This is a genomic window from Psychrobacter sp. AntiMn-1 (genome assembly GCF_001854065.1).
Lineage (GTDB): Bacteria > Pseudomonadota > Gammaproteobacteria > Pseudomonadales > Moraxellaceae > Psychrobacter > Psychrobacter pacificensis.
Genome location: NZ_CP012969.1, coordinates 1,004,361 through 1,026,291 on the forward strand (window position 1 = coordinate 1,004,361; position 21,931 = coordinate 1,026,291).

General features: G+C 43.9%; 21 protein-coding genes. 11 read left to right on the top strand and 10 right to left on the bottom strand.

What is annotated here, in order from left to right; all coding sequences use genetic code 11:
* Positions 1 to 69 precede the first annotated feature (69 nt).
* From AOT82_RS04090 to AOT82_RS04115, 6 genes are all read left to right on the top strand, one after another.
* Complete coding sequence (locus AOT82_RS04090) at positions 70 to 1,026, top strand: alpha/beta fold hydrolase (RefSeq protein ID WP_071001927.1); 957 nt, start codon at positions 70 to 72, stop codon at positions 1,024 to 1,026.
* 247 nt (positions 1,027 to 1,273) lie between these two features.
* Positions 1,274 to 2,095, top strand: coding sequence for a 2,3,4,5-tetrahydropyridine-2,6-dicarboxylate N-succinyltransferase (dapD, locus tag AOT82_RS04095; protein ID WP_071001928.1), 822 nt, complete (start codon positions 1,274 to 1,276; stop codon positions 2,093 to 2,095).
* Positions 2,096 to 2,340: 245 nt separating this feature from the next.
* Complete coding sequence (gene queE / locus AOT82_RS04100; RefSeq protein ID WP_071001929.1) at positions 2,341 to 3,072, top strand: 7-carboxy-7-deazaguanine synthase QueE; 732 nt, start codon at positions 2,341 to 2,343, stop codon at positions 3,070 to 3,072.
* Between the two features lie 98 nt (positions 3,073 to 3,170).
* Positions 3,171 to 4,283 (top strand): multidrug resistance efflux transporter family protein, encoded by a 1,113-nt coding sequence (locus AOT82_RS04105; RefSeq protein WP_071001930.1) that lies wholly within the window; start codon positions 3,171 to 3,173, stop codon positions 4,281 to 4,283.
* Positions 4,284 to 4,388: 105 nt separating this feature from the next.
* On the top strand, positions 4,389 to 5,024 hold the full coding sequence (locus tag AOT82_RS04110; protein ID WP_071001931.1) for a trimeric intracellular cation channel family protein: 636 nt from the start codon (positions 4,389 to 4,391) through the stop codon (positions 5,022 to 5,024).
* Between the two features lie 71 nt (positions 5,025 to 5,095).
* Positions 5,096 to 5,761 carry a trimeric intracellular cation channel family protein gene (locus AOT82_RS04115; protein ID WP_071001932.1) on the top strand — a complete coding sequence of 222 codons (666 nt, stop codon included), beginning with the start codon at positions 5,096 to 5,098 and terminating at the stop codon, positions 5,759 to 5,761.
* Between the two features lie 68 nt (positions 5,762 to 5,829).
* Here AOT82_RS04115 and recJ read toward each other — a convergent pair whose 3' ends face one another.
* Positions 5,830 to 7,668 carry a single-stranded-DNA-specific exonuclease RecJ gene (gene recJ, locus AOT82_RS04120; protein ID WP_071001933.1) on the bottom strand — a complete coding sequence of 613 codons (1,839 nt, stop codon included), beginning with the start codon at positions 7,666 to 7,668 and terminating at the stop codon, positions 5,830 to 5,832.
* A gap of 212 nt (positions 7,669 to 7,880) precedes the next feature.
* On the opposite strand from recJ, the gene AOT82_RS04125 reads away from it, so the two are divergent.
* The 3 genes from AOT82_RS04125 (at position 7,881) to AOT82_RS04135 (ending at position 10,123) form a co-directional block, all read left to right on the top strand.
* A complete protein-coding gene (locus tag AOT82_RS04125) occupies positions 7,881 to 8,807 on the top strand; it encodes an IS30 family transposase (RefSeq protein ID WP_025643743.1) in 927 nt (308 codons plus the stop codon).
* Between the two features lie 237 nt (positions 8,808 to 9,044).
* Positions 9,045 to 9,560, top strand: coding sequence for a hypothetical protein (locus AOT82_RS04130; protein ID WP_071001934.1), 516 nt, complete (start codon positions 9,045 to 9,047; stop codon positions 9,558 to 9,560).
* Between the two features lie 173 nt (positions 9,561 to 9,733).
* Positions 9,734 to 10,123 carry a hypothetical protein gene (locus AOT82_RS04135; RefSeq protein WP_071001935.1) on the top strand — a complete coding sequence of 130 codons (390 nt, stop codon included), beginning with the start codon at positions 9,734 to 9,736 and terminating at the stop codon, positions 10,121 to 10,123.
* Positions 10,124 to 10,245: 122 nt separating this feature from the next.
* On the opposite strand, the gene AOT82_RS04140 is transcribed toward AOT82_RS04135, so the two are convergent.
* The 3 genes from AOT82_RS04140 to uvrB form a co-directional block, all read right to left on the bottom strand.
* A complete protein-coding gene (locus AOT82_RS04140) occupies positions 10,246 to 10,623 on the bottom strand; it encodes a hypothetical protein (protein WP_071001936.1) in 378 nt (125 codons plus the stop codon).
* A gap of 222 nt (positions 10,624 to 10,845) precedes the next feature.
* Positions 10,846 to 11,118: a hypothetical protein gene (locus tag AOT82_RS13810; RefSeq protein WP_237182787.1), complete on the bottom strand. Its 273-nt coding sequence runs from the start codon at positions 11,116 to 11,118 to the stop codon at positions 10,846 to 10,848.
* 180 nt (positions 11,119 to 11,298) lie between these two features.
* A complete protein-coding gene (gene uvrB, locus AOT82_RS04145; protein ID WP_071001937.1) occupies positions 11,299 to 13,410 on the bottom strand; it encodes an excinuclease ABC subunit UvrB in 2,112 nt (703 codons plus the stop codon).
* 455 nt (positions 13,411 to 13,865) lie between these two features.
* Between uvrB and dps the strand changes: the two genes are divergently transcribed.
* Positions 13,866 to 14,348 (top strand): DNA starvation/stationary phase protection protein Dps, encoded by a 483-nt coding sequence (gene dps / locus AOT82_RS04150; protein WP_071001938.1) that lies wholly within the window; start codon positions 13,866 to 13,868, stop codon positions 14,346 to 14,348.
* Positions 14,349 to 14,537: 189 nt separating this feature from the next.
* On the opposite strand, the gene AOT82_RS04155 is transcribed toward dps, so the two are convergent.
* The 4 genes from AOT82_RS04155 to AOT82_RS04170 all read right to left on the bottom strand — a co-directional run bounded on the left by AOT82_RS04155 (position 14,538) and on the right by AOT82_RS04170 (position 17,844).
* On the bottom strand, positions 14,538 to 15,626 hold the full coding sequence (locus AOT82_RS04155; RefSeq protein WP_083328842.1) for a cation diffusion facilitator family transporter: 1,089 nt from the start codon (positions 15,624 to 15,626) through the stop codon (positions 14,538 to 14,540).
* 171 nt (positions 15,627 to 15,797) lie between these two features.
* Complete coding sequence (locus AOT82_RS04160) at positions 15,798 to 16,349, bottom strand: acyl-CoA thioesterase (protein ID WP_071001939.1); 552 nt, start codon at positions 16,347 to 16,349, stop codon at positions 15,798 to 15,800.
* A gap of 154 nt (positions 16,350 to 16,503) precedes the next feature.
* Positions 16,504 to 16,914 carry a DUF2177 family protein gene (locus AOT82_RS04165; protein WP_071001940.1) on the bottom strand — a complete coding sequence of 137 codons (411 nt, stop codon included), beginning with the start codon at positions 16,912 to 16,914 and terminating at the stop codon, positions 16,504 to 16,506.
* A gap of 39 nt (positions 16,915 to 16,953) precedes the next feature.
* Positions 16,954 to 17,844, bottom strand: coding sequence for a LysR family transcriptional regulator (locus AOT82_RS04170; RefSeq protein WP_228724559.1), 891 nt, complete (start codon positions 17,842 to 17,844; stop codon positions 16,954 to 16,956).
* Between the two features lie 105 nt (positions 17,845 to 17,949).
* Between AOT82_RS04170 and AOT82_RS04175 the strand changes: the two genes are divergently transcribed.
* On the top strand, positions 17,950 to 19,122 hold the full coding sequence (locus AOT82_RS04175) for an MFS transporter (RefSeq protein ID WP_071001942.1): 1,173 nt from the start codon (positions 17,950 to 17,952) through the stop codon (positions 19,120 to 19,122).
* Positions 19,123 to 19,238: 116 nt separating this feature from the next.
* Here the strand turns inward: AOT82_RS04175 and AOT82_RS04180 are convergent, their stop codons facing one another.
* Both AOT82_RS04180 and AOT82_RS04185 read right to left on the bottom strand, forming a co-directional pair.
* Complete coding sequence (locus AOT82_RS04180) at positions 19,239 to 20,693, bottom strand: SAM-dependent methyltransferase (protein WP_083328843.1); 1,455 nt, start codon at positions 20,691 to 20,693, stop codon at positions 19,239 to 19,241.
* A gap of 82 nt (positions 20,694 to 20,775) precedes the next feature.
* Positions 20,776 to 21,918: a DUF1365 domain-containing protein gene (locus tag AOT82_RS04185; protein WP_071001943.1), complete on the bottom strand. Its 1,143-nt coding sequence runs from the start codon at positions 21,916 to 21,918 to the stop codon at positions 20,776 to 20,778.
* Positions 21,919 to 21,931 lie beyond the last annotated feature (13 nt).

A 21,931-nucleotide genomic window follows, 5' to 3' on the forward strand; every position in this document is an offset into this window, starting at 1 on the left:
AAGGTTAACGCTGTAACGCTTTTATAGTGGATTGACTATAGACCATTAAAACCTGTCAAGGAAGCTTATATGAGTAACACTCTCGATACCAGTAATGATAACATTCTCTCCTCCGACAACACTCACTACTTACACCACAACTTTTTTGAGCCAAGTGACAAAAATGTTGCCATCAGCGCGACGCTATTGATTGTGCATGGGATGGCAGAGCACAGTGGTCGCTATGCAGATTTTGCACAGTTCTTGGCGGACAATGGCATCGCTGTTGCAACCTATGATCATCTTGGTCATGGTCAAACCATCAAAACCGAAGCAGATTTAGGGTTTTTTGGTGAAGAGCATCCCGTGCAGTCGCTGTTAAAAGATGTGATTGTCATGGCAGATAGCCTAAAAGCACGTTACCCCGATGTACCGCATTTTGTGATGGGCCACTCCATGGGCTCGTTTATCGTGCGTAACGTACTTAAGCATCATGCGCATAATTTTGCAGGCGCAATATTGATGGGTTCAGCAGACGTCAATCCATTGACCAAAGTTTTGCTACCTATCAATAAAGTATTGGCAAAAGTAGCACCTAGACAGCCGAACTCAGTACTTGCCAATACCATGAATAAGGTATTGAACAGTCAACTAAAGGATCGCACCGCATCATCGAAGTTTGCTTGGTTGAGTGAAAATACTGCAAATATTGAAGCCTATGAAGCTGATCCAAAGACTGGTTTTGACTTTACCAATAATGGCTTTATGACATTGTTTACTTTGATGGATACTGGACTAAATAAAGGCTGGGCTACCACCATTGCCAAAAACTTCCCAATGCTATTTATCAGCGGTGAAGATGATCCTATTGGTAACATGGGACGCGGTATTCGCCGCGTGGTCAAACGCCTACATAAACAAAAATTTAACCACGTTGACATTCAACTGTATCCCAATATGCGCCATGAAGTATTACACGAGACAGACAATCAAACGGTTTACCAAGACATTTTAGCGTGGATAAAAAATACCACACCAGGCGCTTAAAGCACGATAAACAATTCATCTTGAGCAGTCTTGTGAGCGCTTCTTCTCGAGCACTGCCACAATGACATACTGAACTTGTTTGCTAAAAGTGGTCAAATTAGCGACAATATGGCAAGCAAGTTTTTTGGCCCAGTTATCTTGTACAATCGTCCATATTTTACAAGTATTGTATTTTAAGCCGGTCCGCCCAAGTTATGTCACTATAAATACGAGTCACCTCTCCCTTTTACTTATTTTAGGAATCTTTATGTCATTACAACAAACCATCGAACAAGCTTTTGAAAACCGCAACGAATACAGCCCAAGTAACATGCCACAAGACGTGCGTGATGCGATTGAGCAAGTACTTGAGCAGTTAGATAATGGCAGCCTACGCGTTGCCGAAAAGAAAGATGGCGAATGGGTCGTCAATCAGTGGGCCAAAAAAGCAGTACTACTATCGTTCCGTTTGAACGACAACTACGTTCAAGCAGCGGGCGAGCATGTGCAGTTCTATGACAAAGTGCCAACGAAATTTGCTAACTGGACTGAAGCACAGTTCAAAGAAGCAGGCGTCCGTGTGGTACCACCAGCCGTTGCTCGCAAAGGTTCATATATCGCAGCGGGTGCGGTATTGATGCCTTCTTATGTCAACATCGGTGCGTATGTCGATCAAGGCGCGATGGTCGATACGTGGGCGACCGTTGGCTCATGTGCGCAAATCGGCAAAAACGTGCATCTATCAGGCGGTGTTGGCATCGGTGGCGTATTAGAGCCATTACAAGCCAACCCAACCATCATCGAAGACAACTGCTTTATCGGTGCGCGCTCTGAAATCGTTGAAGGCGTGATCGTCGAAGAAGGCGCTGTCATCTCTATGGGTGTCTATATCGGTCAATCTACACGCATCTATGACCGTGAGACTGGCGAGATCCATCGCGGCCGTGTACCAGCGGGCTCTGTTGTCGTACCAGGTAGCTTGCCATCAGAAGACGGCACTCACAGCTTGTACGCTGCAATCATCGTGAAAAAGGTAGACGCACAAACGCGTGCTAAAACCGCTGTGAATGAGCTATTACGTTTAGATTAGTATTTTTAATATTTATAGCCTCGTACCCGAACGGTACGGACGTCGATAAATCATAGTTACTAAAGACGCTGAAGAAAACTTCAGCGTCTTTTTTGCACCCTAATGCAGAGCGTTGCGTTATAATCCGTTTTTTGGTTTTGTTTTATCCAAACATAAAACGACAAATACCACAGCCTGCCTTCTTCTTTATTATGATTGATTACCGCTCCATCGCCTTATCAACCTTTAACTGTATTTGACATATTATGAGTGAATCACTATTGCGCACCGCCGCTATCCCCGTCACTGACCCTGAAGCGGGGTTACGTTTGACTGAGATTTTCTATTCCTTGCAAGGTGAGGCCCTGACTTCTGGCTTGCCGACGATATTTGTACGTCTAACGGGCTGTCCGCTGCGCTGCGTCTACTGTGATACCGAATATGCCTTTACGGGCGGCGAGCGTCAGTCATTAGAAACCATCATAGACACGATCAAAAGCTATCCATGTAAGCGCATTTGCCTGACTGGCGGTGAGCCATTAGCACAGCCCAACGCGATTGAGTTGATGAAACGCTTGCTCAGCGATGGCTATGAGATATCCCTTGAGACAGCGGGCGCGCTCTCGGTGCAAAATGTACCACCAGCCGTCAGCAAAGTGATGGATCTCAAAACACCAAGCTCAGGCGAAGTGGACAAAAACTTATGGTCAAATCTCGATCATCTCACCGAGCACGATCAGATCAAGTTTGTCATCATGAACCGCACAGATTATGACTGGGCAAAAGAAAAATTAGTCGAGCATAAGTTAAATGAATTGGTCGGTACCGTTTGGTTTTCGCCGATGTTCAACGTGGCAGATGATGTCGATGAAACGCTCAGCCCTGAGGTGCCTGTGTTGGCAAGAGAGCTTGCTGAGTGGATGCTGGCAGATGCCTTGCCCGTTCGTTTTCAGCTGCAACTACACAAAATTATTTGGGCAGATGCTAAAGGCAAATAAAAAGACAAACCATACGCTAGTCACTGATAGAACATCCATTTAGAACAATAAATATAAATATAAATACAAATACAGGCACGTACTTTCAAGGAGGAAACATGATTCGGCTGATCTTGCTAGGACTACTGTCAGGTGCATTTTTTAGCTCAACCTTTGTATTAAATGAGCTGATGAGCGCTGCTGGTGGGCATTGGTTTTGGTCAGCGAGCTTGCGCTACGTATTTGTGCTACTACTACTGACGGCAATGATTGCTGTTCAACACGGTATGGGACGCATCAAAGAGCTTTGGGCGATTTTTCGTCAACATATAGGCTTCTGGTGCATTACTGGTAGTATTGGCTTCGGCGTGTTTTATACTGGCATCTGTTATGCAGGTGATCACGCCAGTGGTTGGGTCGTGGCGGCGACCTTTATGTTTACCGTCGTGACCAGTTTGCTTGTCTTACTGGCATTCGGACAACGCTTTGATAAAAAATTCATTTTTTATGCCCTGATTGTCTTCGTAGGCGTGGTACTGGTCAACGTTAGTGAAGGTTTGCACGCACCTAGTGATGCCAATGCCATACCACTGACGCAAATGCTACTGTATGGCGCGCTGCCAGCACTGATCGCGGCGTTTAGCTATCCTATTGGCAATCAGTTGGTTTGGCAGGCCTCTTACAATGCGAAACAGCATAAAGCTAGACACCAAGATAGGCATCAAGATAGTGAGCACCACTCGCAGCCGATGCGTGCCGAAACAGCGCTATTGGCCAGTGCCCACAATGCTACTGATACGCATAGCGCTGACCGTGATACTGCGAACAACTCCACACTGCAAACCCTGATCAGACGTATTCCTGTTATCGAGACGGATCTGTTACAGAACGCCTTTAACAAAGTGTGGTTGATGACCGTAGGGAGTTTGCCATTTTGGCTCGTTTTAGGCATCATGGTGCGCCCTGAGTTACCTGGCAGCGGTCAGGTATTCAATACCTTGCTGGTTGCTTTGTTATCAGGGGTGGCTGCGACCAGTCTGTTCTTGTATGCGCGTGAGCAGGCGGTAACTTCAAGTGAAGTGGCTGGTGTGGACTCAACCCAAGCCAGTGAAATCATTTTTGCCTTGATCGGAGGGATGATTTTGTTGGGCAATCCGCTACCGTCGGCAATGGGTTTGATCGGTATTGTACTGATTATCATCGGCTTGATACTGTTTGCAAAAGACGGCTAGACGACAATTTAACAATGGGCTGATTTTGTTTGGCTCATCTACAAGACACCCATTTAAAACGAGAATACCCATCATTTTTTATGATCAAGAATTGGCAATATAAGTATGGTTAATGATTTAATTTTTCCTGATATTCTATTATATTTATTGGACATGGTGGGTATCATCGCCTGCGCAATTGCAGGGACATTGCTCGCTCAGCACAAAGGCTTTGATATTGCTGGCTGCATCTTGGTTTCGATGGTCAATGCCATCGGCGGCGGTACGCTACGTGACATGGCACTAGATCGTCACCCACTATTTTGGATGACGGATCTCAACTATGTGATCGTCATTACCGTGACATCCCTTGTATTACAAATATTCTTTCATCTATATCACAAGATCGACAATGCGCTTAAGCTTTTCGATGCCATTGGTCTCGCGGCATTTAGCGTGATTGGCTTTAAGGTCGCATTGACCCAAGACATGTCACCTCTTATTGCTATCATGATGGGCGTCTGGACAGCCATTATTGGTGGGATGCTCCGTGATATTATCTGCAATGAGATACCATTAGTATTACAGCGTGAGATTTATATCACGGCCAGTATCGCAGGATCTGTAACGTATTTATGCATGCAGTATGTCGGTGTCAGCGCTGGTATCAATGAGTTTATTATGTTGTTTGTCATCTTTGCGGTACGCATGCTGGCGCTCAGATTCGACTGGCATTTGCCCTCTATCCGTTTGGTTGCTTAAATAGCTGATCAAAAATGCAATGCTTTTTGTACATAAAAGCTGACAATCATCAAAAATAGTGAGAATGGCTTATGTTGGCTATCGTATTAGATCCTGCTGTCCTAATCACGACTTTTGATCCGCGCTCTTTGATCTATTTTTTTGATATGATTGGGATTATCGCCTGTAGCGTTTCAGGGACGATACTAGCCAAGCATAAGAACTTTGATGTCTTTGGTTGCTTGCTGGTGTCTATTGTCACAGCCATCGGTGGCGGCACCGTACGCGATGTGATTTTGGATCGTCATCCGCTGTTTTGGATGGTAGATATGAGCTATCTGACACTCATTACGATCTCTTCCCTAGCCATGCAGATATTTTTTCATCCAAACTCAAGACGCGTTGATAAGTTTCTTAAGCTCTCCGATACCATCGGTCTATCTGCCTTTACGCTCATCGGTATCAAAGTCGCTGATAGTATGGGTACCAATGTGCCAGTGGCACTGTTGTTGGGGGTGATTACCATCATCGTTGGTGGCATCATTCGCGATATGATTTGTAATGAGATTCCACTGGTATTGCAGCAAGAGATTTATATCACTGCGGCGTTAACTGGGGGTATTCTATATTTTGCTCTAAAGAACTTAGGCGTTACCGATTGGGTTGCTGATATCTCTGCGATGAGTACGATTTTTACCTTGCGTATGCTGGCTATTCGTTATGATTGGCAGTTCCCCACTCTTGAGTGGAAATACTGACGTTAAGTCAAAAAGTAGCAAATGCTATCAGCACACTCAAACTTGACTGTACTGATAGCATTTAAGCCTTAACCTTGCTCTACCACAGCCAAGTCTTTTACCATCAGCTGTAAGCTTTGTTTGCCATTCCATTCATTGATATCTAGCTGAAATAGTAAATGCACTTTTTTGGCACGATAATCCCAAGCGTCATTATCAAAGTTAAAACAGATTGCCTCGATTGGATATTGGACGTCTGGATAACGCAGCGATAGTTTAAGATGCTTGTCTTTTAATATCTTAAAACTCAATACCTCAAACACACCGTCAAATATCGGCGGTGCAAATCCATGACCCCAAATGCTAGCATCTGCTAAATGTTCAGCAAACCACAAGCTAAAATCTCCCGCTTGCAAAGGTCCATCAGTGAATTTCTGCTCTGCAAACACGTCATCATCCATTTGTGCCATAACTTCGTTAAACGCGGCGACAAATGGCTCAAAATTACGACGCTTGAGGGTCAGACCTGCTGCCATCGCGTGACCGCCAAAATGACTGATGAGATCAGGCTGACGCTCAGCGACTTGCTCAATCGCATCACGAATATGCACGCCAGCAATTGACCGTGCTGATCCCTTAATCGCATCGTCTTCACCAGTCTGCTCCGTATCTGCTGGCGCAAAAACAATGCTAGGTAGATAATGACTTTCTTTTAAACGTCCAGCGACAATACCAATCACCCCTTGATGCCAATCATCCTGATACAGAACGATACTACGAGTGTCTGTATGGCTTGTCTTATGAGTAGTGGCGAATTGAGTATTAACTTCCTGAGTAATGTCATCGCCACTGTCGCTTGTATTTTCATCGACCTCAATATCAGTTTCAGTAGCCAATGTCTGTACAATACTATCTGCCTGCGCACGCATCTCGCCTTCTACATGACGGCGTGTACGGTTTAGTTGCTCAAGCTCTTGCGCCAAACGCTGGGCGGTGCTCCAGTCTTCGGTCAATAGGCACTCAATCCCGATACGCATATTATCCATACGTCCAGCCGCATTGATACGTGGCCCTAACACAAAGCCAAAATCCTGTGCGTGTAATTGCTTGGGGTCACGGCCTGCTTGCTCAAGTAACGCTAAAATACCCATACAACAGCGACCTTGACGAATAGCAGATAGCCCATGATGGACCAAGATACGATTGTTTTTATCGAGTACGCCGACATCTGCGATCGTACCAAGCGCTACCAAATCTAAATACTGACTAACCTGCACCGTAGACTTGCCAGCGTCGCGGCGCAGCTTTGCCAATCGTCCGAGCACATAAAACGCGACCCCTACCCCGACCAGTGCTTTACTGGTGAAATTGCAATCAAGCTGATTGGGATTGACGACGGCTTCAGCAGGTGGTGTTTCTTTGGTCGTGAGATGATGGTCAGTGATAATTACCGTAATACCATCCGCTTGGGCGCGCGCCACACCTTCATGACTGGAAATACCATTATCGACTGTCACGATCATGTCCGGCTGATAGGTTTCGATGCCCAATTCGACAATCTCTGGCGTTAGCCCATAACCATATTTAAAACGATCGGGCACCAAAAAATCGACGACTGCCCCCATCTTTGTGAGTGCGCGCATCATCAGCGCGGTACTGGTTGCGCCATCACAGTCAAAGTCACCAACGATCAGGATACGCTGACCGTCATCGATAGCGATGTCCAATAGACGCACGGCTTCAGTGATACCGTGCAGCATGTCAGCAGGCAACAGGCCAGACAAACCAGTCTCCAGCTCATCAGGTGCAGTGATACCTCGGCCTGCATATAAGCGAGCAAGCGTCAATGATTGTGCGGCAAGTGGTTGCAACGCGGCGGGCAACTCGTCAATGCGAGTGCTGGTATTACGGGGGGTTAAATTTAGCATGAGCGTATTTTACTGCCTTTAATGCAGGGTCACAACGACAATTTATAGCGTCTCTGTACACTAGCTAATATTGCATTTATTTACCAAAGATGTTGGCTTAAATGGTAACTTAGATTAACACATGAAGTGCAATACCAAATGCAAGGTGAAAAAAAGACCTAGATGCGCTAGCATCAAAGTTTTTATCCACCGACCAAAGTGAGATTGCAACCATGAGCTATACACATCTAAGCCTAGGTGAACGATACCAGATTTATGCCCTTAAAGGGGCAAAACATAGTATTAATTTTATAGCGAGGGTGTTAAACAGAAGTCCCAGTACCATATCAAGAGAGCTTAGGCGTAATAAAAGCCTACGAGGTTACCGAGCAAAGCATGCTAATAACAAGGCTTGTGACAGACGGGCTAACAACGCCACAACTATTGTGACTGACCTCTGGGCATGGGTGACAGACAAGCTTAAAGAGAACTGGAGTCCTGAGCAAATATCTGGCGTTCATGCTGGTATCAGTCATATGAGCATTTATCGCTATATTTGGCGTGATAAGAGGCAGGGCGGTACATTGTGGCAGTGTCTCAGACGTAAAGGAAAACCATACCGGCAGCGTCTAACCGCTGAGACTCGAGGCCGTATCAATGACAGAGTCTCGATTCATGAGCGCCCTTGTATTGTTGAAGAACGCTCACGTATTGGAGATTGGGAAGCGGATACCGTTATCGGTCAGCATCACAAGCAAGCGATTGTCACGCTCGTTGAACGTAAAACGGGGCTGCTGAAGATGAAGCGTGTGGGTCATAAAACAGCACAGCAAGTATCAGAGGCAATGATAGAACTCTTAGCGCCAGTGAGGTTGCAGGTTAAGACCATTACCTCTGACAATGGTAAAGAGTTTGCTCAGCATAAGAAGGTGAAACAAAAGCTCTTTAGCCCTTTCTTCTTTGCCGATGCTTATGCGTCATGGCAGCGAGGAACCAACGAGAATACCAATGGCCTTATCAGAGAGTACTTGCCTAAGGGTTGTGACTTTAGACAAGTCTCTGATAATGAAATACAGGACATTGAGAACAAACTAAACAACAGACCAAGAAAACGATTAGGGTTTAAAACGCCTATGCAGGCGTTCTATAATATTAATTAGCGTTGCACTTGGTGTGTTAATCTAAGTAATTTGGAAAAAGGATTTATTCAGTGAAAACGTATCGCATGTGGCTCTTCATTTACAAAAAGGATGCATAGTGACCGTAGTTTTCTGCATTTTGCTACAAAGCAATGATTGTATGGCGCCTATAAATTCATAGAATAGTAAACAACTGAGAGACTTGCTAATTATTGACGGTTACATCATCAATATTTTAACTATTTATAAGGATACTTTATGAAAACCACACCAGCTGCTGAAAAATTACCAAATACGATCGATCCTAGCTTAGATCTTGATAAAGTCAAAAAAGAATGCCTCGATATGGTAAAAAAACGCGCCAGAATATCTGCTGGTGTTGCCATCGTGCCTGTACCGTTCTTTGATGTGGCGGTTGATGCCGGCATGCTGACGCAATTGATTCCTGAGATTAGCGAACGTTTTGGTTTGATTGAAGACCGTCAGTCAGCAATCGATCTTCAGTCACGCGAAGTGCATTGGAGCGCTGTCAAAGATCGCACTGTAGATTTTGCAGGATTGATGGCAACACGTGGTATCGTTAAGAAAACCATTCAAGGTTTTGGTGGTCGTATTGCCGCCAAACAAGTCACCAAATTTGTCCCATTAGGCGGTCAACTGGTTGCTGCGACCATGGGTTATACGATTTTTAAGAAAATCGCTACTGACCATATCAACGAATGCTATAAGCTTGCAAAAGACATTCAGCAAAAAGAACATGGTAAAAATGTTTAATAAACATTAGGCAACGCTATATTTACAAAGCCAGCTATGAGATTTTTTAGCTGGCTTTTTTGTGAGTAAGCGCATTGTAGACTGTCTCAGGCGACGGGTTAATGATGCCATTACTATATTTTACTGATAATATAGCACTTTAGAGATTATCAAATACCTTAAAGGATTCACTTATGAAAAAACTTTTGGCATCGACCGTTATGCTGGCTACTGTCGCGCTAGCAGGCTGCACCACGACGGGTGCTACAAATGACGGCACAGGCACAGCAATTGGTACCGCAAATGAGATTGGCATGAATGTCTTTAAAGCGGCGATCGACAACCAATGCCGTAGCCAAATTGAAAAACAAACCGCTTGGCGTGTTGCAAGTGTCGCCATGACGGAAGCGCAGCAAGAGTCTGTTAAAAGTAACGTTTGTGGTTGCGTGAGTGAGCAAGCCCCGCAGCAAGTGACCATCGTTGAATTGGGTAATGCCGCTATCGATTCTCAGTATCGCGCTCAACTGGTCACTAGAGTTGTCGCCAAATCGCTTCAAAGCTGCTATGCCAGTTTTGTCAAATAGAGCACAATATTAATAAATAAAAAACGTCACGAAAAAAGGGGTACGCTACCAATAGCACTCCCCTTTTTTTGACGCTTTATACTATCTACCTACTTACTACCTACTTACGTTATCGCATTTGCCTAAAATTTGTTTGAATCAGCTGGGTTTTGGGATAGAGCAGCTGTAAAAGGCAATGTCTGGCTGCGCCGGAAATACTTAGAGGAGCCATCAATAATTTTATCCACCTCTTTTACTAATTCGGTAATAACATCATCATAAACACCATGATACAGCTCTTTTTCAAATGCGGTAAAAGGATGCTTGCGTGACGCTGAACCAACCTCAGTTACCCCTTCCTTGCTATAAAAAATATCTACACGCCCATCACTATTTAACACACAGTTTAGTTGACCACCTTCAAGCTCCATCTCTACCCGCTCAGGCATAAAAATATAATCGTCCACGTTGATAAGCTTTTTTTCTACTTCCCGCTTAAAAAACGACTTGATATCAAACATAAGTACTTCCCTAACTTTATAATTATAAAATACAAGAGCATGCCTACTTCTATTGCTGTAATAAAGCTTTTATGTATATGCTGAGTAGATCATGCTTTATGCGGCTATTCTATAAGATAGAGAGCGATTTTTTAAGGTGCGATATGTAAAACTGCGTTTGATTTTGGTAAAAATAAAGAGCTTGCCTCAAGTCTTATCATGACACTATCCTATTTATAGTGATTAAACCCAGCTTTGTTCACGAAATGATTTGAGCACCTCAACGAATACTGCCATCTCATCAGGTCTGCCAAGCGTTAGACGATTGAAACCTGTGATGGGCGCAAACTCGCGACCAACCGCAATACCATGCTCGTGCATTCTGTTGACATAGGTTTGTACGTCCCCCTTTACCTCATGAAATATAAAGCTGGCTTGTGAGGGTAGATATTGGTAAGCACCATAAACAATACGCCTAAATTGTGTCGATTCCAAAAACTCCGCTGCATATGGCAAACTACCGAACCCATCATGAGTCAATGCTTTGGAATGCTGTATGAATTATAAGATTGATACCGATATGGTAAGTGGCACTGGGTTCTATTCCAATCTTTGTCAGCGCCCTCTTATCGAATAGACCAAAAAAATGAGGTGCTCAGTGCGCACCCCATTTTTTATATTATTTAATACAGACAATCAGCTCAAATGTGCTTTAAGCTCCAGCACTTTATCGCGGGTCTTCGCCGCCTCTTCAAATTTCAAATCACGCGACATTTGCTGCATTTGCTTCTCAAGACGTTTGATTTCTTTGGCCAATAAATCAGGACTATGCAAGATATTGATATCGACATCAGGCAAATTGCTCTTGACTGGGATAGCCTGATTGTCATTGGCATCTAGGCTTTCGCCTGTATCAATCTTATCAGTGATGCTACGGCGCGCGCCTTTTGGCGTAATATTATGCTCAAGGTTAAAAGCAATCTGTTTGTCGCGGCGACGTTCTGTCTCATCTATCGCCTTTTGCATACTTGGAGTAATGCTATCTGCATAGAGAATGGCCTTGCCGTTCAAATGACGTGCTGCACGACCAATGGTCTGAATAAGTGAACGCTCAGAACGCAAAAACCCTTCTTTATCTGCGTCGAATATCGCCACCAATGAGACCTCAGGCATATCCAAACCTTCGCGCAGCAAGTTAATGCCGACCAACACATCATACTTACCAGTACGTAGCTCATGAATGATCTCCATACGCTCTACCGTGTCGATATCTGAATGCAGATAAGCGACCTTGACACCATATTCTTTTAGATAGCTGGTCAAGTCCTCTGACATGCGCTTAGTCAGGGTGGTAATCAATACGCGCTCGTCTTTTTCACGGCGTTTGGTAATCTCAGACAGCACATCATCGACCTGTGTCAAGACCGGACGTATCTCGATCTCAGGATCAATCAGACCCGTTGGACGTACAACCTGCTCTACCACCTGCTCACTATGTTCAAGCTCATACAGCGCTGGCGTGGCACTGACATAAATGGTTTTGGGCTTAATGCGCTCCCATTCTTCAAACTTCATCGGGCGGTTGTTCATCGCACTTGGCAGACGAAAGCCATAGTTGACCAAGTTCTCTTTGCGTGATCTATCCCCTTTATACATTGCACCGATCTGAGAGACGGTCACGTGTGACTCGTCGATGAACAGCAGAGCATCTTCTGGAATGTAATCAAACAACGTCGGCGGCGCTTCCCCTGATGGACGACCAGAGAGATGCTGTGAGTAGTTTTCGATACCATTACAGTAGCCAAGCTGCTGAATCATCTCAAGATCATACTGGGTACGCTCTTTGAGACGCTGTGCTTCAATCAGCTTGTTGTTTTCGCGAAAATACTCCAAACGCGACTCAAGCTCAGCGCGTATGGTTTCACTGGCCGCTTCTAACTTATTGCGCGGCGTCACATAATGTGATTTTGGATAAATGGTAATACGCGGCACACTACGTACGGTCTTGCCCGTTAACGGATCAAACCACGTGATTTTCTCCACTTCATTGTCAAACAAATGCACACGTACCGCCAGTTGCTCAGACTCAGCAGGATAGATATCTAGCAGTTCACCACGCAAACGATAAGTACCACGGCCAAAATCTAACTCGTTACGGGTGTATTGCATTTCAACCAAACGCTTAATAGTTGCGGTACGGTCTATCTGATCACCAACCACCACATGCAATAGCATTTTTAAATAACTTTCTGGATCACCCAAGCCATAAATACACGATACCGATGCAACGATAATCGCATCACGACGCTCAAGTAGTGCACGAGTGGCAGACAAACGCATCTGATCAATGTGATCATTGATGGCGCTGTCCTTTTCGATAAAGGTATCGCTAGCAGCGACATAGGCCTCTGGCTGATAGTAGTCATAATAACTGACAAAATACTCAACCGCATTGTTTGGGAAAAACGACTTAAACTCGCCATATAGCTGCGCGGCAAGGGTCTTATTATGCGCCATGATGATGGTTGGGCGCTGACATTCAGAGATGACCTTAGCCATGGTATAAGTTTTACCAGAGCCCGTCACACCTAGCAATAGCTGTTCATCCATACCAGAGTCAATACCTTTGACCAGCTTTTCGATGGCTTGCGGCTGATCGCCTGCTGGCTCAAAATCGGTGACCATCTCAAAGGCACGGCTGGATATTTTCGTTCCAGACGCATTGACACCACTGATTTCAGCTTCGCCTTGGAGCTGAGCGGCCAATTGGTTTAACTGACGCGATGAGCGCGGTTCAGGCATTCTCATAGTAATTTTCTTCTTATTAAAGTTTATAACAATATGGAGTCTGAGCAGCGGTTTTTAAAGGCTTTTTAACGGATAATGACGAGTCTTATCTTATACATATTGCCATATCGCGCTACACAAAATATAAGTCTGTAAAGATACTATTTATCGATAAATAAACCTGCCGTTGTTATAAAAAACGCACATAGACTTTGATAAATTTACAAAGATTTTCACGGTTAACAAACCCGTTACACGACCACCTAACAAAGCCTAACACTGAGGGGTTCCAACATCGATTCAAGCTGCTATTATCGATCATGAATTAACAAGCAGGTGACTTATCAGCCGGCAGATAGAGATATTTCTGATATTTATTTTGGATTGATTGTCATCAGGTAAGAGTAAAAGACTAATAACAATACATTGAGATTTTCATTCAATATAATAATTTTAAATAAATAACGGAGTAAAATATGAGAGAACGTTACGCAAGTGGAATTTCAGACGATACCGCAAAAAAAATGATTGATTTGCTAAATGCTAACTTAGCAAACGTGATTGATCTAACCCTAGATGGCAAACAGTGTCATTGGAACCTACAAGGTACTGGTTTCATCGGTGTGCATCAGTTGTTAGACGAAACGTCAGATCGTATCCTTGAAGTATCAGATACTATTGCTGAGCGTATTGTGATTTTGGGTGGTCAACCAAACGGTCTGGCAAGTCGTGTGGTAAAAGAGTCTATTCTAGATGACTACCCAACTGATATTACTGAAGTAGATCAACACGTACGCGAGCTAACTAGCCGCTACAAAAAAGTAGCAGAGACATTAAGAGAAGCTATTGCTACTGCTGGCGACGCTGGTGATGAAGATACCGCTGACCTATTCACTGAAGCTAGTCGCATCGTCGATAAAGATGCTTGGTTCATCGGTGCGAATGCGCCAAAGAAATAAGTATCCGTGAATTAATGGGTATTTTAGACTCATAATTGCGAATAAAAAAAGCCGTCATTATTGACGGCTTTTTTGTGCCTTACACTTTTTTGTGTCTTACACAATGAATGACGTATCGAATATTTAACAATCTACCTGCTGCCAATAAATCCGTCCACTGTATTCTCTTTTATTGACTTGCTTTATAGCTCAAATATCTTCTAATTTCAGAATATCAGCATTCGGTGCCGATAGTGTCAAAATTGCCTCTTGGAATACAGGGTTATCTCGGAACAAGTTTTCAATCTCCTCAAACTTTTGAGCGACATGTTCTTCTTTCTGATTGCCTGCGATATCCACTGCGGCGACCATAAAGATCTTTTTAGGACCAACCCACTCTAGGTGTAGATAGGACACACTATCGATATCTGGATGATTGAGCAGTTCGCTCAACACATACTCGTGCATACGGTCAGTGACTCTATACCCCACCAAAAAATCACGGTTACGGCTAATCAAAAATATCGCGACCACCCCCAGTAATAAGCCTACAATGATAGAACCAAGCGCATCCCAATAAGCCTCTCCAGTATAGGCATGCATGCCCATAGCGGCGGCGGCAACCACCAAGCCAATAACGGCAGCTAAATCCTCAAAAAACACACCACGCAAAGTCGGATTAGAGGTATCTACCACATAGCCAAGCGCACTCACATCTAATGCTTCGCCGTGCTTTTTACTCTGTCTATAAGCCTGAACCAGCGAAAACCCCTCAAGCACAAAGGCGACTGCTAAAACGATAAAAGCAATCGTATAATTGGTCTCAGATTCAGTAGCGTTCCACTCCTTAATACCCGTATAAATAGACACAATCGAGCCTGCCGTAAATACACCAAAAGCAGCAATCATTGACCAGACATAGGATTCTTTGCCATAGCCTAATGGATGGCTCTTATCAGCAGGTTTAACAGATTTTTTTTCGGCGACAATGAGCAACGTACCATTGCACGCATCCGCCCATGAATGAGCTGCTTCAGCAATCATGGAAGCAGATCCTGTCAAAAAGGCAGCCACGGTTTTTGCAATCGCGATAATGACATTGGCACCAACGGCAATCAACACCGTAATGAGCGAGCCTGAGTGCTCATCGTTGGTTTCAGGACTTTGGTTAAGGGTATGCTTTAATTTAGGATCATTGAAGGTTGTCAGGTTGCCACCTCCACGCGCACGATGACTCGGCACTTTAGAAGAAGCTGACGAATGATGTTGGGGATTACCAACGGATGGCTTTAGACTCATACTAAACTCACTGGAATAACATGTTGATAGTGAATATATTCACCATGGACGAATGGCTTGAAATACCTATCAGCTTAAAGTAAGCGCTTTACAATATCAGTGTCTTTTTAGTGAGTCGTTGTAGCGTAAGGCCGTTATATCATCAACATCTGATAACCAGATCTAGTGACTCTATTTGGCAATATCTTCAGGCTCGCCAAAATTTTGATTCAAGCTTTCAATATCACAACTGGGACGATGTGCGCTTTCCATACGCAGTTTTTTTCGCTCTATCGCTGCATCTGCTCGGCATTGCTGTAATTTATTTTTGATGACAAGCGGAGGGACAGGAGTTGGCTTGCCATTATCATCGATAGCAACCATTGTAAAATAGCAGCTATTGGTATGGCGCACGGTACGAGCACGCACATCTTCTGCCTCAACACGAATGCCAATCTCCATTGAGGTATTTCCCACATGATTGACACTGGCTGCAAAGGTTACTAATTCGCCCACATAAATAGGCTCACGAAACATAACTTGGTCCACGGACAATGTCACGACATAGCTACCACTATAACGACTGGCACAAGCGTAAGCGACCTGATCGAGCATCTTTAGCAAATCACCGCCATGGACATTACCGATAAAATTTGCCATATCAGGCGTCATCAATATCGACATATATAGTTCATGATTCAGTGGGGCTTTTTTGGCAGTCGAGCTGGTATTGTATTGCGGCATAACGTTCCTTAAATGGTTTGACACTTATTTGTTGTGCCTACCATTTATACAGTAGGACACCAAATAGCGCAAACAGCCCTATGTCTCTAATCGGTCTAGGTTATGTAAATCAAAGCTATATAGGGCCAGCTTTTATGAATAAGGGCGATCTTGGTTAGCTCAACCAATGAAAACGATAAGCCAGCCAAGCGACAATCGCGCTGACTGACCCCGTTAAAACACCGCCCCATACAAAGTCAACGAGCGCTGTATCTAGCGTAAAGCCCTTATATAGTGCCAAGTTAGTAAAGTCATATGTACCGTAGGCCATTAGACCAATCAAACCACCAAGTAAGAAAATATGACCAACTGATGCACCTGCTTTGATTTGTGGATATAGAATCAATATGCAGAGTGCCAAGATATAAAACATATAAAAGATACCAGCTGCCATCATGTTAGGCTCATCCGCCAATAGATGACCGATGCGCGACTCATAAAAAGCCCCTTTCATGGTCGTCAGCCAAACAGCATCCACTCCTAGAAAGATAACCACCGCGGCAAGATAAATAAAAACGTAACCCATGATAATACCCCTTATAAAATGAATAAAAACGGATAAAACTTATAATGTCAGTCGTGGCTGAATAAAATCTAAAAATGCTAAAATACGCGATGATACGGCACTGTTTTTGTAATAGACCGCCTGTATGGATTCGCGATTGTTTGGTGTTACTATAGCCTCAGGCAACACCTCAACCAATCGTCCAGATTTCAAATCGTCACCAATCATAAAATTTGACAGTAAAGCGATACCTTGATGATTTAAACACAGCTGACGCAAAGTCTCGCCGCTACTGCCAGTCATATGAAAGTTCAGTTTCACTGGTGTTTTTAGTGGCCAGCTATTTAGCTTTGACGCATCGTTAAAGCCAATTAATTTATGAGTGCTTAAATCATTAATATGAGCTACTTCATTATGCTGATATAAATATTCAGGACTGACTACTAGCCGCAGCTGACTTTTACCCAATAGACGCGCATGCAAGTTTGAGTCTTTTAAATCGCCAATTCTGATAGCCAGATCCGTCTTATGCTCAAGCAAGTCGATGATATTGTCATGCGAGGTCAAATCAAGCGTAATATGCGGATACTGCTGCACAAACTCACCAACCAAAGGCGTCAGCTGATGCAATACAAACGGACTCGCAGCGTCAATTCGTAGATGCCCACTCGGCGCTTGTTTTAACAGCTTAATTGCCTCTTCACCGGTATATAACGTATTTAAACTCTCACGCGCATATCTAATAAAGACATGTCCTTCCTCCGTCAGCTCTAAGCGCCGTGTCGTTCTATTTAATAGCGTGCATTGCAGCGTATCTTCGAGTCTGGACACCGCACGAGACACTTTAGCGACTTGCTGATTCAGCAAGTTGGCAGCGCCAGTAAAACTGCCCGTATCCACTACGGTCAAAAATATCTCTATATCTTCTGTTTTAGCATGTCCCATCATCATGATGACCTTTACAAAATTAACAAAGGTATTTTGTCATTTGTGCTGTTTTTTGCAAACTATAAATCGGTCAAACTACGCGCATTATTTAATTATTAGGATGTCGTTATGCCACTCGCTTTATGGGCGCTTACTCTAAGCGCATTTGCAATTGGGACAACCGAATTTGTCATTGTTGGATTGGTACCAACTATTGCCACCGATTTGGGCGTGAGCTTGCCTTCAGCAGGGTTGCTCGTCAGCCTATATGCCGTTGGTGTCGCTATCGGTGCCCCTATCCTTACTGCACTCACTGGTCGCTGGAATCGTAAAATAGTACTGATGAGCCTAATGGGTCTGTTTGTCATCGGCAACTTGCTGGCTTGGCAAGCACCCAGTTATGAAACCTTAATACTTGCCCGTATCTTGACTGGTCTGGCACATGGTGTGTTTTTCTCTATTGGTTCCATGATAGCTACTAGCCTTGTCAGTAAAGAAAAAGAAGCCAGTGCAATTGCCATTATGTTTGCCGGACTCACTGTGGCGCTCGTCACTGGCGTCCCCCTTGGTACATGGATTGGACAGCATTTCGGTTGGCGCGCTACGTTTTTGGTCGTCTCAGCACTGGGTTTAATCGCTTTAATTGGTAGCGCGATATTAGTACCAAAAAACCTAAAAAAATCTATCCCTGCAACCTTCAAAGAGCAATTACAAGTCATTGTAAAACCGCAATTACTACTGGTCTATTTAATGACTATTCTCGGCTATGGCGGTACGTTTACGGCATTTACCTACCTAGCACCTATCTTAGAACAACAAACCAAATTTGCGCCATCAGCCATCGGTATTATCATGCTCGTATATGGCGTGTCCGTTGCTATCGGTAATATCTGGGGCGGCAAACTTGCAGATAAACGTGGCCCTATTAGTGCGCTTAGCATTATATTTAGCGCCTTAAGCATTATTCTTTTATTATTCACCTTTACTATGCAATCCAAGATCGCTGCTGTACTCACTATTTTGGTATGGGGTGCGTTTGCCTTTGGTAATGTACCGGGCCTACAAATCTACGTGGTCAAACAAGCTGAAAAATATACACCGAACGCTGTCGATGTCGCTTCTGGATTGAACATTGCTGCATTTAATATCGGTATTGCACTGGGCTCAGTCATCGGTGGTAGCGTGGTTGAAAATATGTCACTGCAAGATACAGCTTGGATCGGTGCTGTTATCTCTTTAATGGCATTAGCGGTAACACGCTATTCAGGTCTACTTGATAAGCGTGCCCTGCAAACATCATAGAACCTTTCAATGTAAAACTTTTCAATATACAACCTCTCAACATAAGGGTCTCAAACTGTCTATACAGTATGAGACCATATAAGTGTTATGAAAAAGCCGTATCTATATCACTTAACTTATACTGTCGCTGTGTTTGCCATATCTGCGTCATTAAAGGCCGTCTCATCGTTCGAAACCGTTTCGTTTTTTAAGACCGCACTTGGTAAATCGGAAAAATGCAGCGTGTCAATATTGTTAGGCTTCACCGCAGTGACTTGAACCACACCGATGGTACGCTCCAAGAATCCCCCTTCGCAGTAACAGAAATAAAACGCCCATAGGCGGATAAAGGCATCGTCATAGCCAAGCGCCTGAATCTCTGCACGCTGTGCCATAAATGCAGCACGCCAATCACGCAGCGTGTATGCATAATCAAAGCCATAATCATGTAGTTGCTTGATGACCATGTCCGTCTGCTCAGTAAACTGTGTCGTCAGCTCTTGATTGGATAGCAGACAGCCCCCTGGAAAAATATGCGTTTGGATAAAATCGACCGAATCGATATAGTCTTGATAATTCTGATCATTAAAAGTGATGGCCTGCAATACCATAAGACCTGTCGGTTTGAGCAAGCTATTACATTTAGCAAAGAACGTCGGTAAGTACTCATGTCCCACCGCCTCAATCATCTCGATACTGACTAGCTTGTCATATTGACCTGTCAACTCGCGGTAATCTTGTTTGAGTAGCGTGATCTTATCAGACAATCCTGCCGCTTCGACTCGTCGCTTCGCTTCATCATACTGAGCATCAGAGATAGTCGTGGTGGTCACATGGCAGCCATAATGAGTAGCTGCATAAATCGCAAAACCACCCCAGCCTGTACCAATCTCAATGACACTATCATCAGCACTCAGCTGTAAACGTTGGCATATGAGCGACAGTTTGTGCTGCTGAGCATCGCTAAGCGTCACGTCAGGCGTAGGATAGACTGCCGATGAGTACATCATCGTATCATCCAAAAAACGCTGATACATATCATTGCCCAAGTCATAATGCGCTAGGATATTGGATTTAGAACCAGATTTGTCATTACTACGTAGCTGATGCTTTGCTTTCTCAAATGCTTTACTAACGCCCGCAAAACGATTTTCTAATTTATTAAGCACTTCCAAATTACGCGCCGCCAAACGGATCAGGCCCGTCAAATCATCCGTGTCCCATTCGCCATCGATATACCTGTCTGCCAAAGCGATAGAGCCACCAAGCAGCAGTTGACGATAAACCGCACTATCATGAATCTCTAACGTGACGTTTAGAGAATGTCGACCTACTGCTGAACTACTTGCTACCTGAGGAGTGACTTTGCCAAAGCTAGTTGTCTTTGCTGTTTGCTCACCAAAGGTCTCAATCAAAGTAAGACTGCCAAACTGGATATGCTGTAATGCGCGAAATATAAGCTTTCTAGCTAAATGATTCATCCCATCGCTGACGGGTTGTAGTACGGCACTTTCGTTAACCACTTTACTCATGCGAGCGGTTAATTTCTCTAATTTTGTCACTGGTGCTCGGTCGGTCGGTCGTACTGACATCGTATGGTTGTCCTTGTCTAGGTTCTTTTGTTTTGAAATTGACTATATAAAATGTGTTGCTGATTTTTGGATTTCTAGATTATCAATCGTTTAAAGTTTCGCTTTTTAAAGAGGCAGATGTTTTCTGATTACTGTCGGCTAGCTTTTCATCATAATTGATATAAGGCACCTTTTTGATCGCATAGAGTTTAAAGGCTTGCCCATAAATACGCGCTAACGAGGTCATGTTCATCAGTGGGTTTTTTCGTAAGCTATTGCGAACGGTGGTTTCTGTCAGCGGCACCCCTGATATCTTTATACCCGTTTTTAGGACCTCCCCACGCTCATCACTGATATCAATAGCGATACGAACTTGCAAGCCTGTGCTTGACTGCTTATCTACCGTATGTTGTTGTGTACGTTTTACCGTCACCTGCCAGCGGTATAGCTGATCGATAGGATTAAAAGGTGACACATGAAAGTCCTTGTCATGACAAAACTCAGTCTCCTCTCCTTCTAACAAAAACCCATAGTAATGACGCTTGTCCCATGGTGTATTGGATACTTCAGCCAATAAGTGCGTCGGCGTCTGCTGCTCATTAAACCCTAGGTAAAAATTGACTGGGCTAAAATACATACCTGCATTACGGCATACGAGTAATCCCAACATATCTCCTGTAGGACTGCTACCTGCATGTTTGATAAATGCTTGGCTCAGACGCTGCTCTAGTGCTTGATTAGACGGTAGGTCATTATCAATATCTTCGTTGCTATTTATGCTCTCATTGTCACTTATGCTCTCATTGTCACTTATGCTCTCATTGTCACTTATGCTCTCATTGTCATTTAGGCTTTCATTGTCATTTAGGCTTTCATTACTACTTAGGCTATTGAAACCCTCTAGATAATCATTAGGGCAAAATTGTTGTAGCGCCTTTGTCTTAGCTGAAAATAAAGGCAATCCCTTTGCCAGTAACTTCTTTGGTAATATCTTGCTCAGGTGTGACTCGCCTAAAACCTTATGCTCACCAAAAGCTGCCGTGTTTACTTCTGGCAGTGCCTGTCCTGCCGCCAATGCACTGATATTGATGCCCCAATAGCGATACGGATAAACAAAATTATTCACACTAGGTAGCAAACGGCTATGCCATGTCGTGCCCTCAAGCAATTGATGCGCTAATGCAGTAGTATCACAAGCTAGCTCATGACGTAACATATCATTAGTAGGTTTGGTGGACACGGTCATAGACACTCTCTTC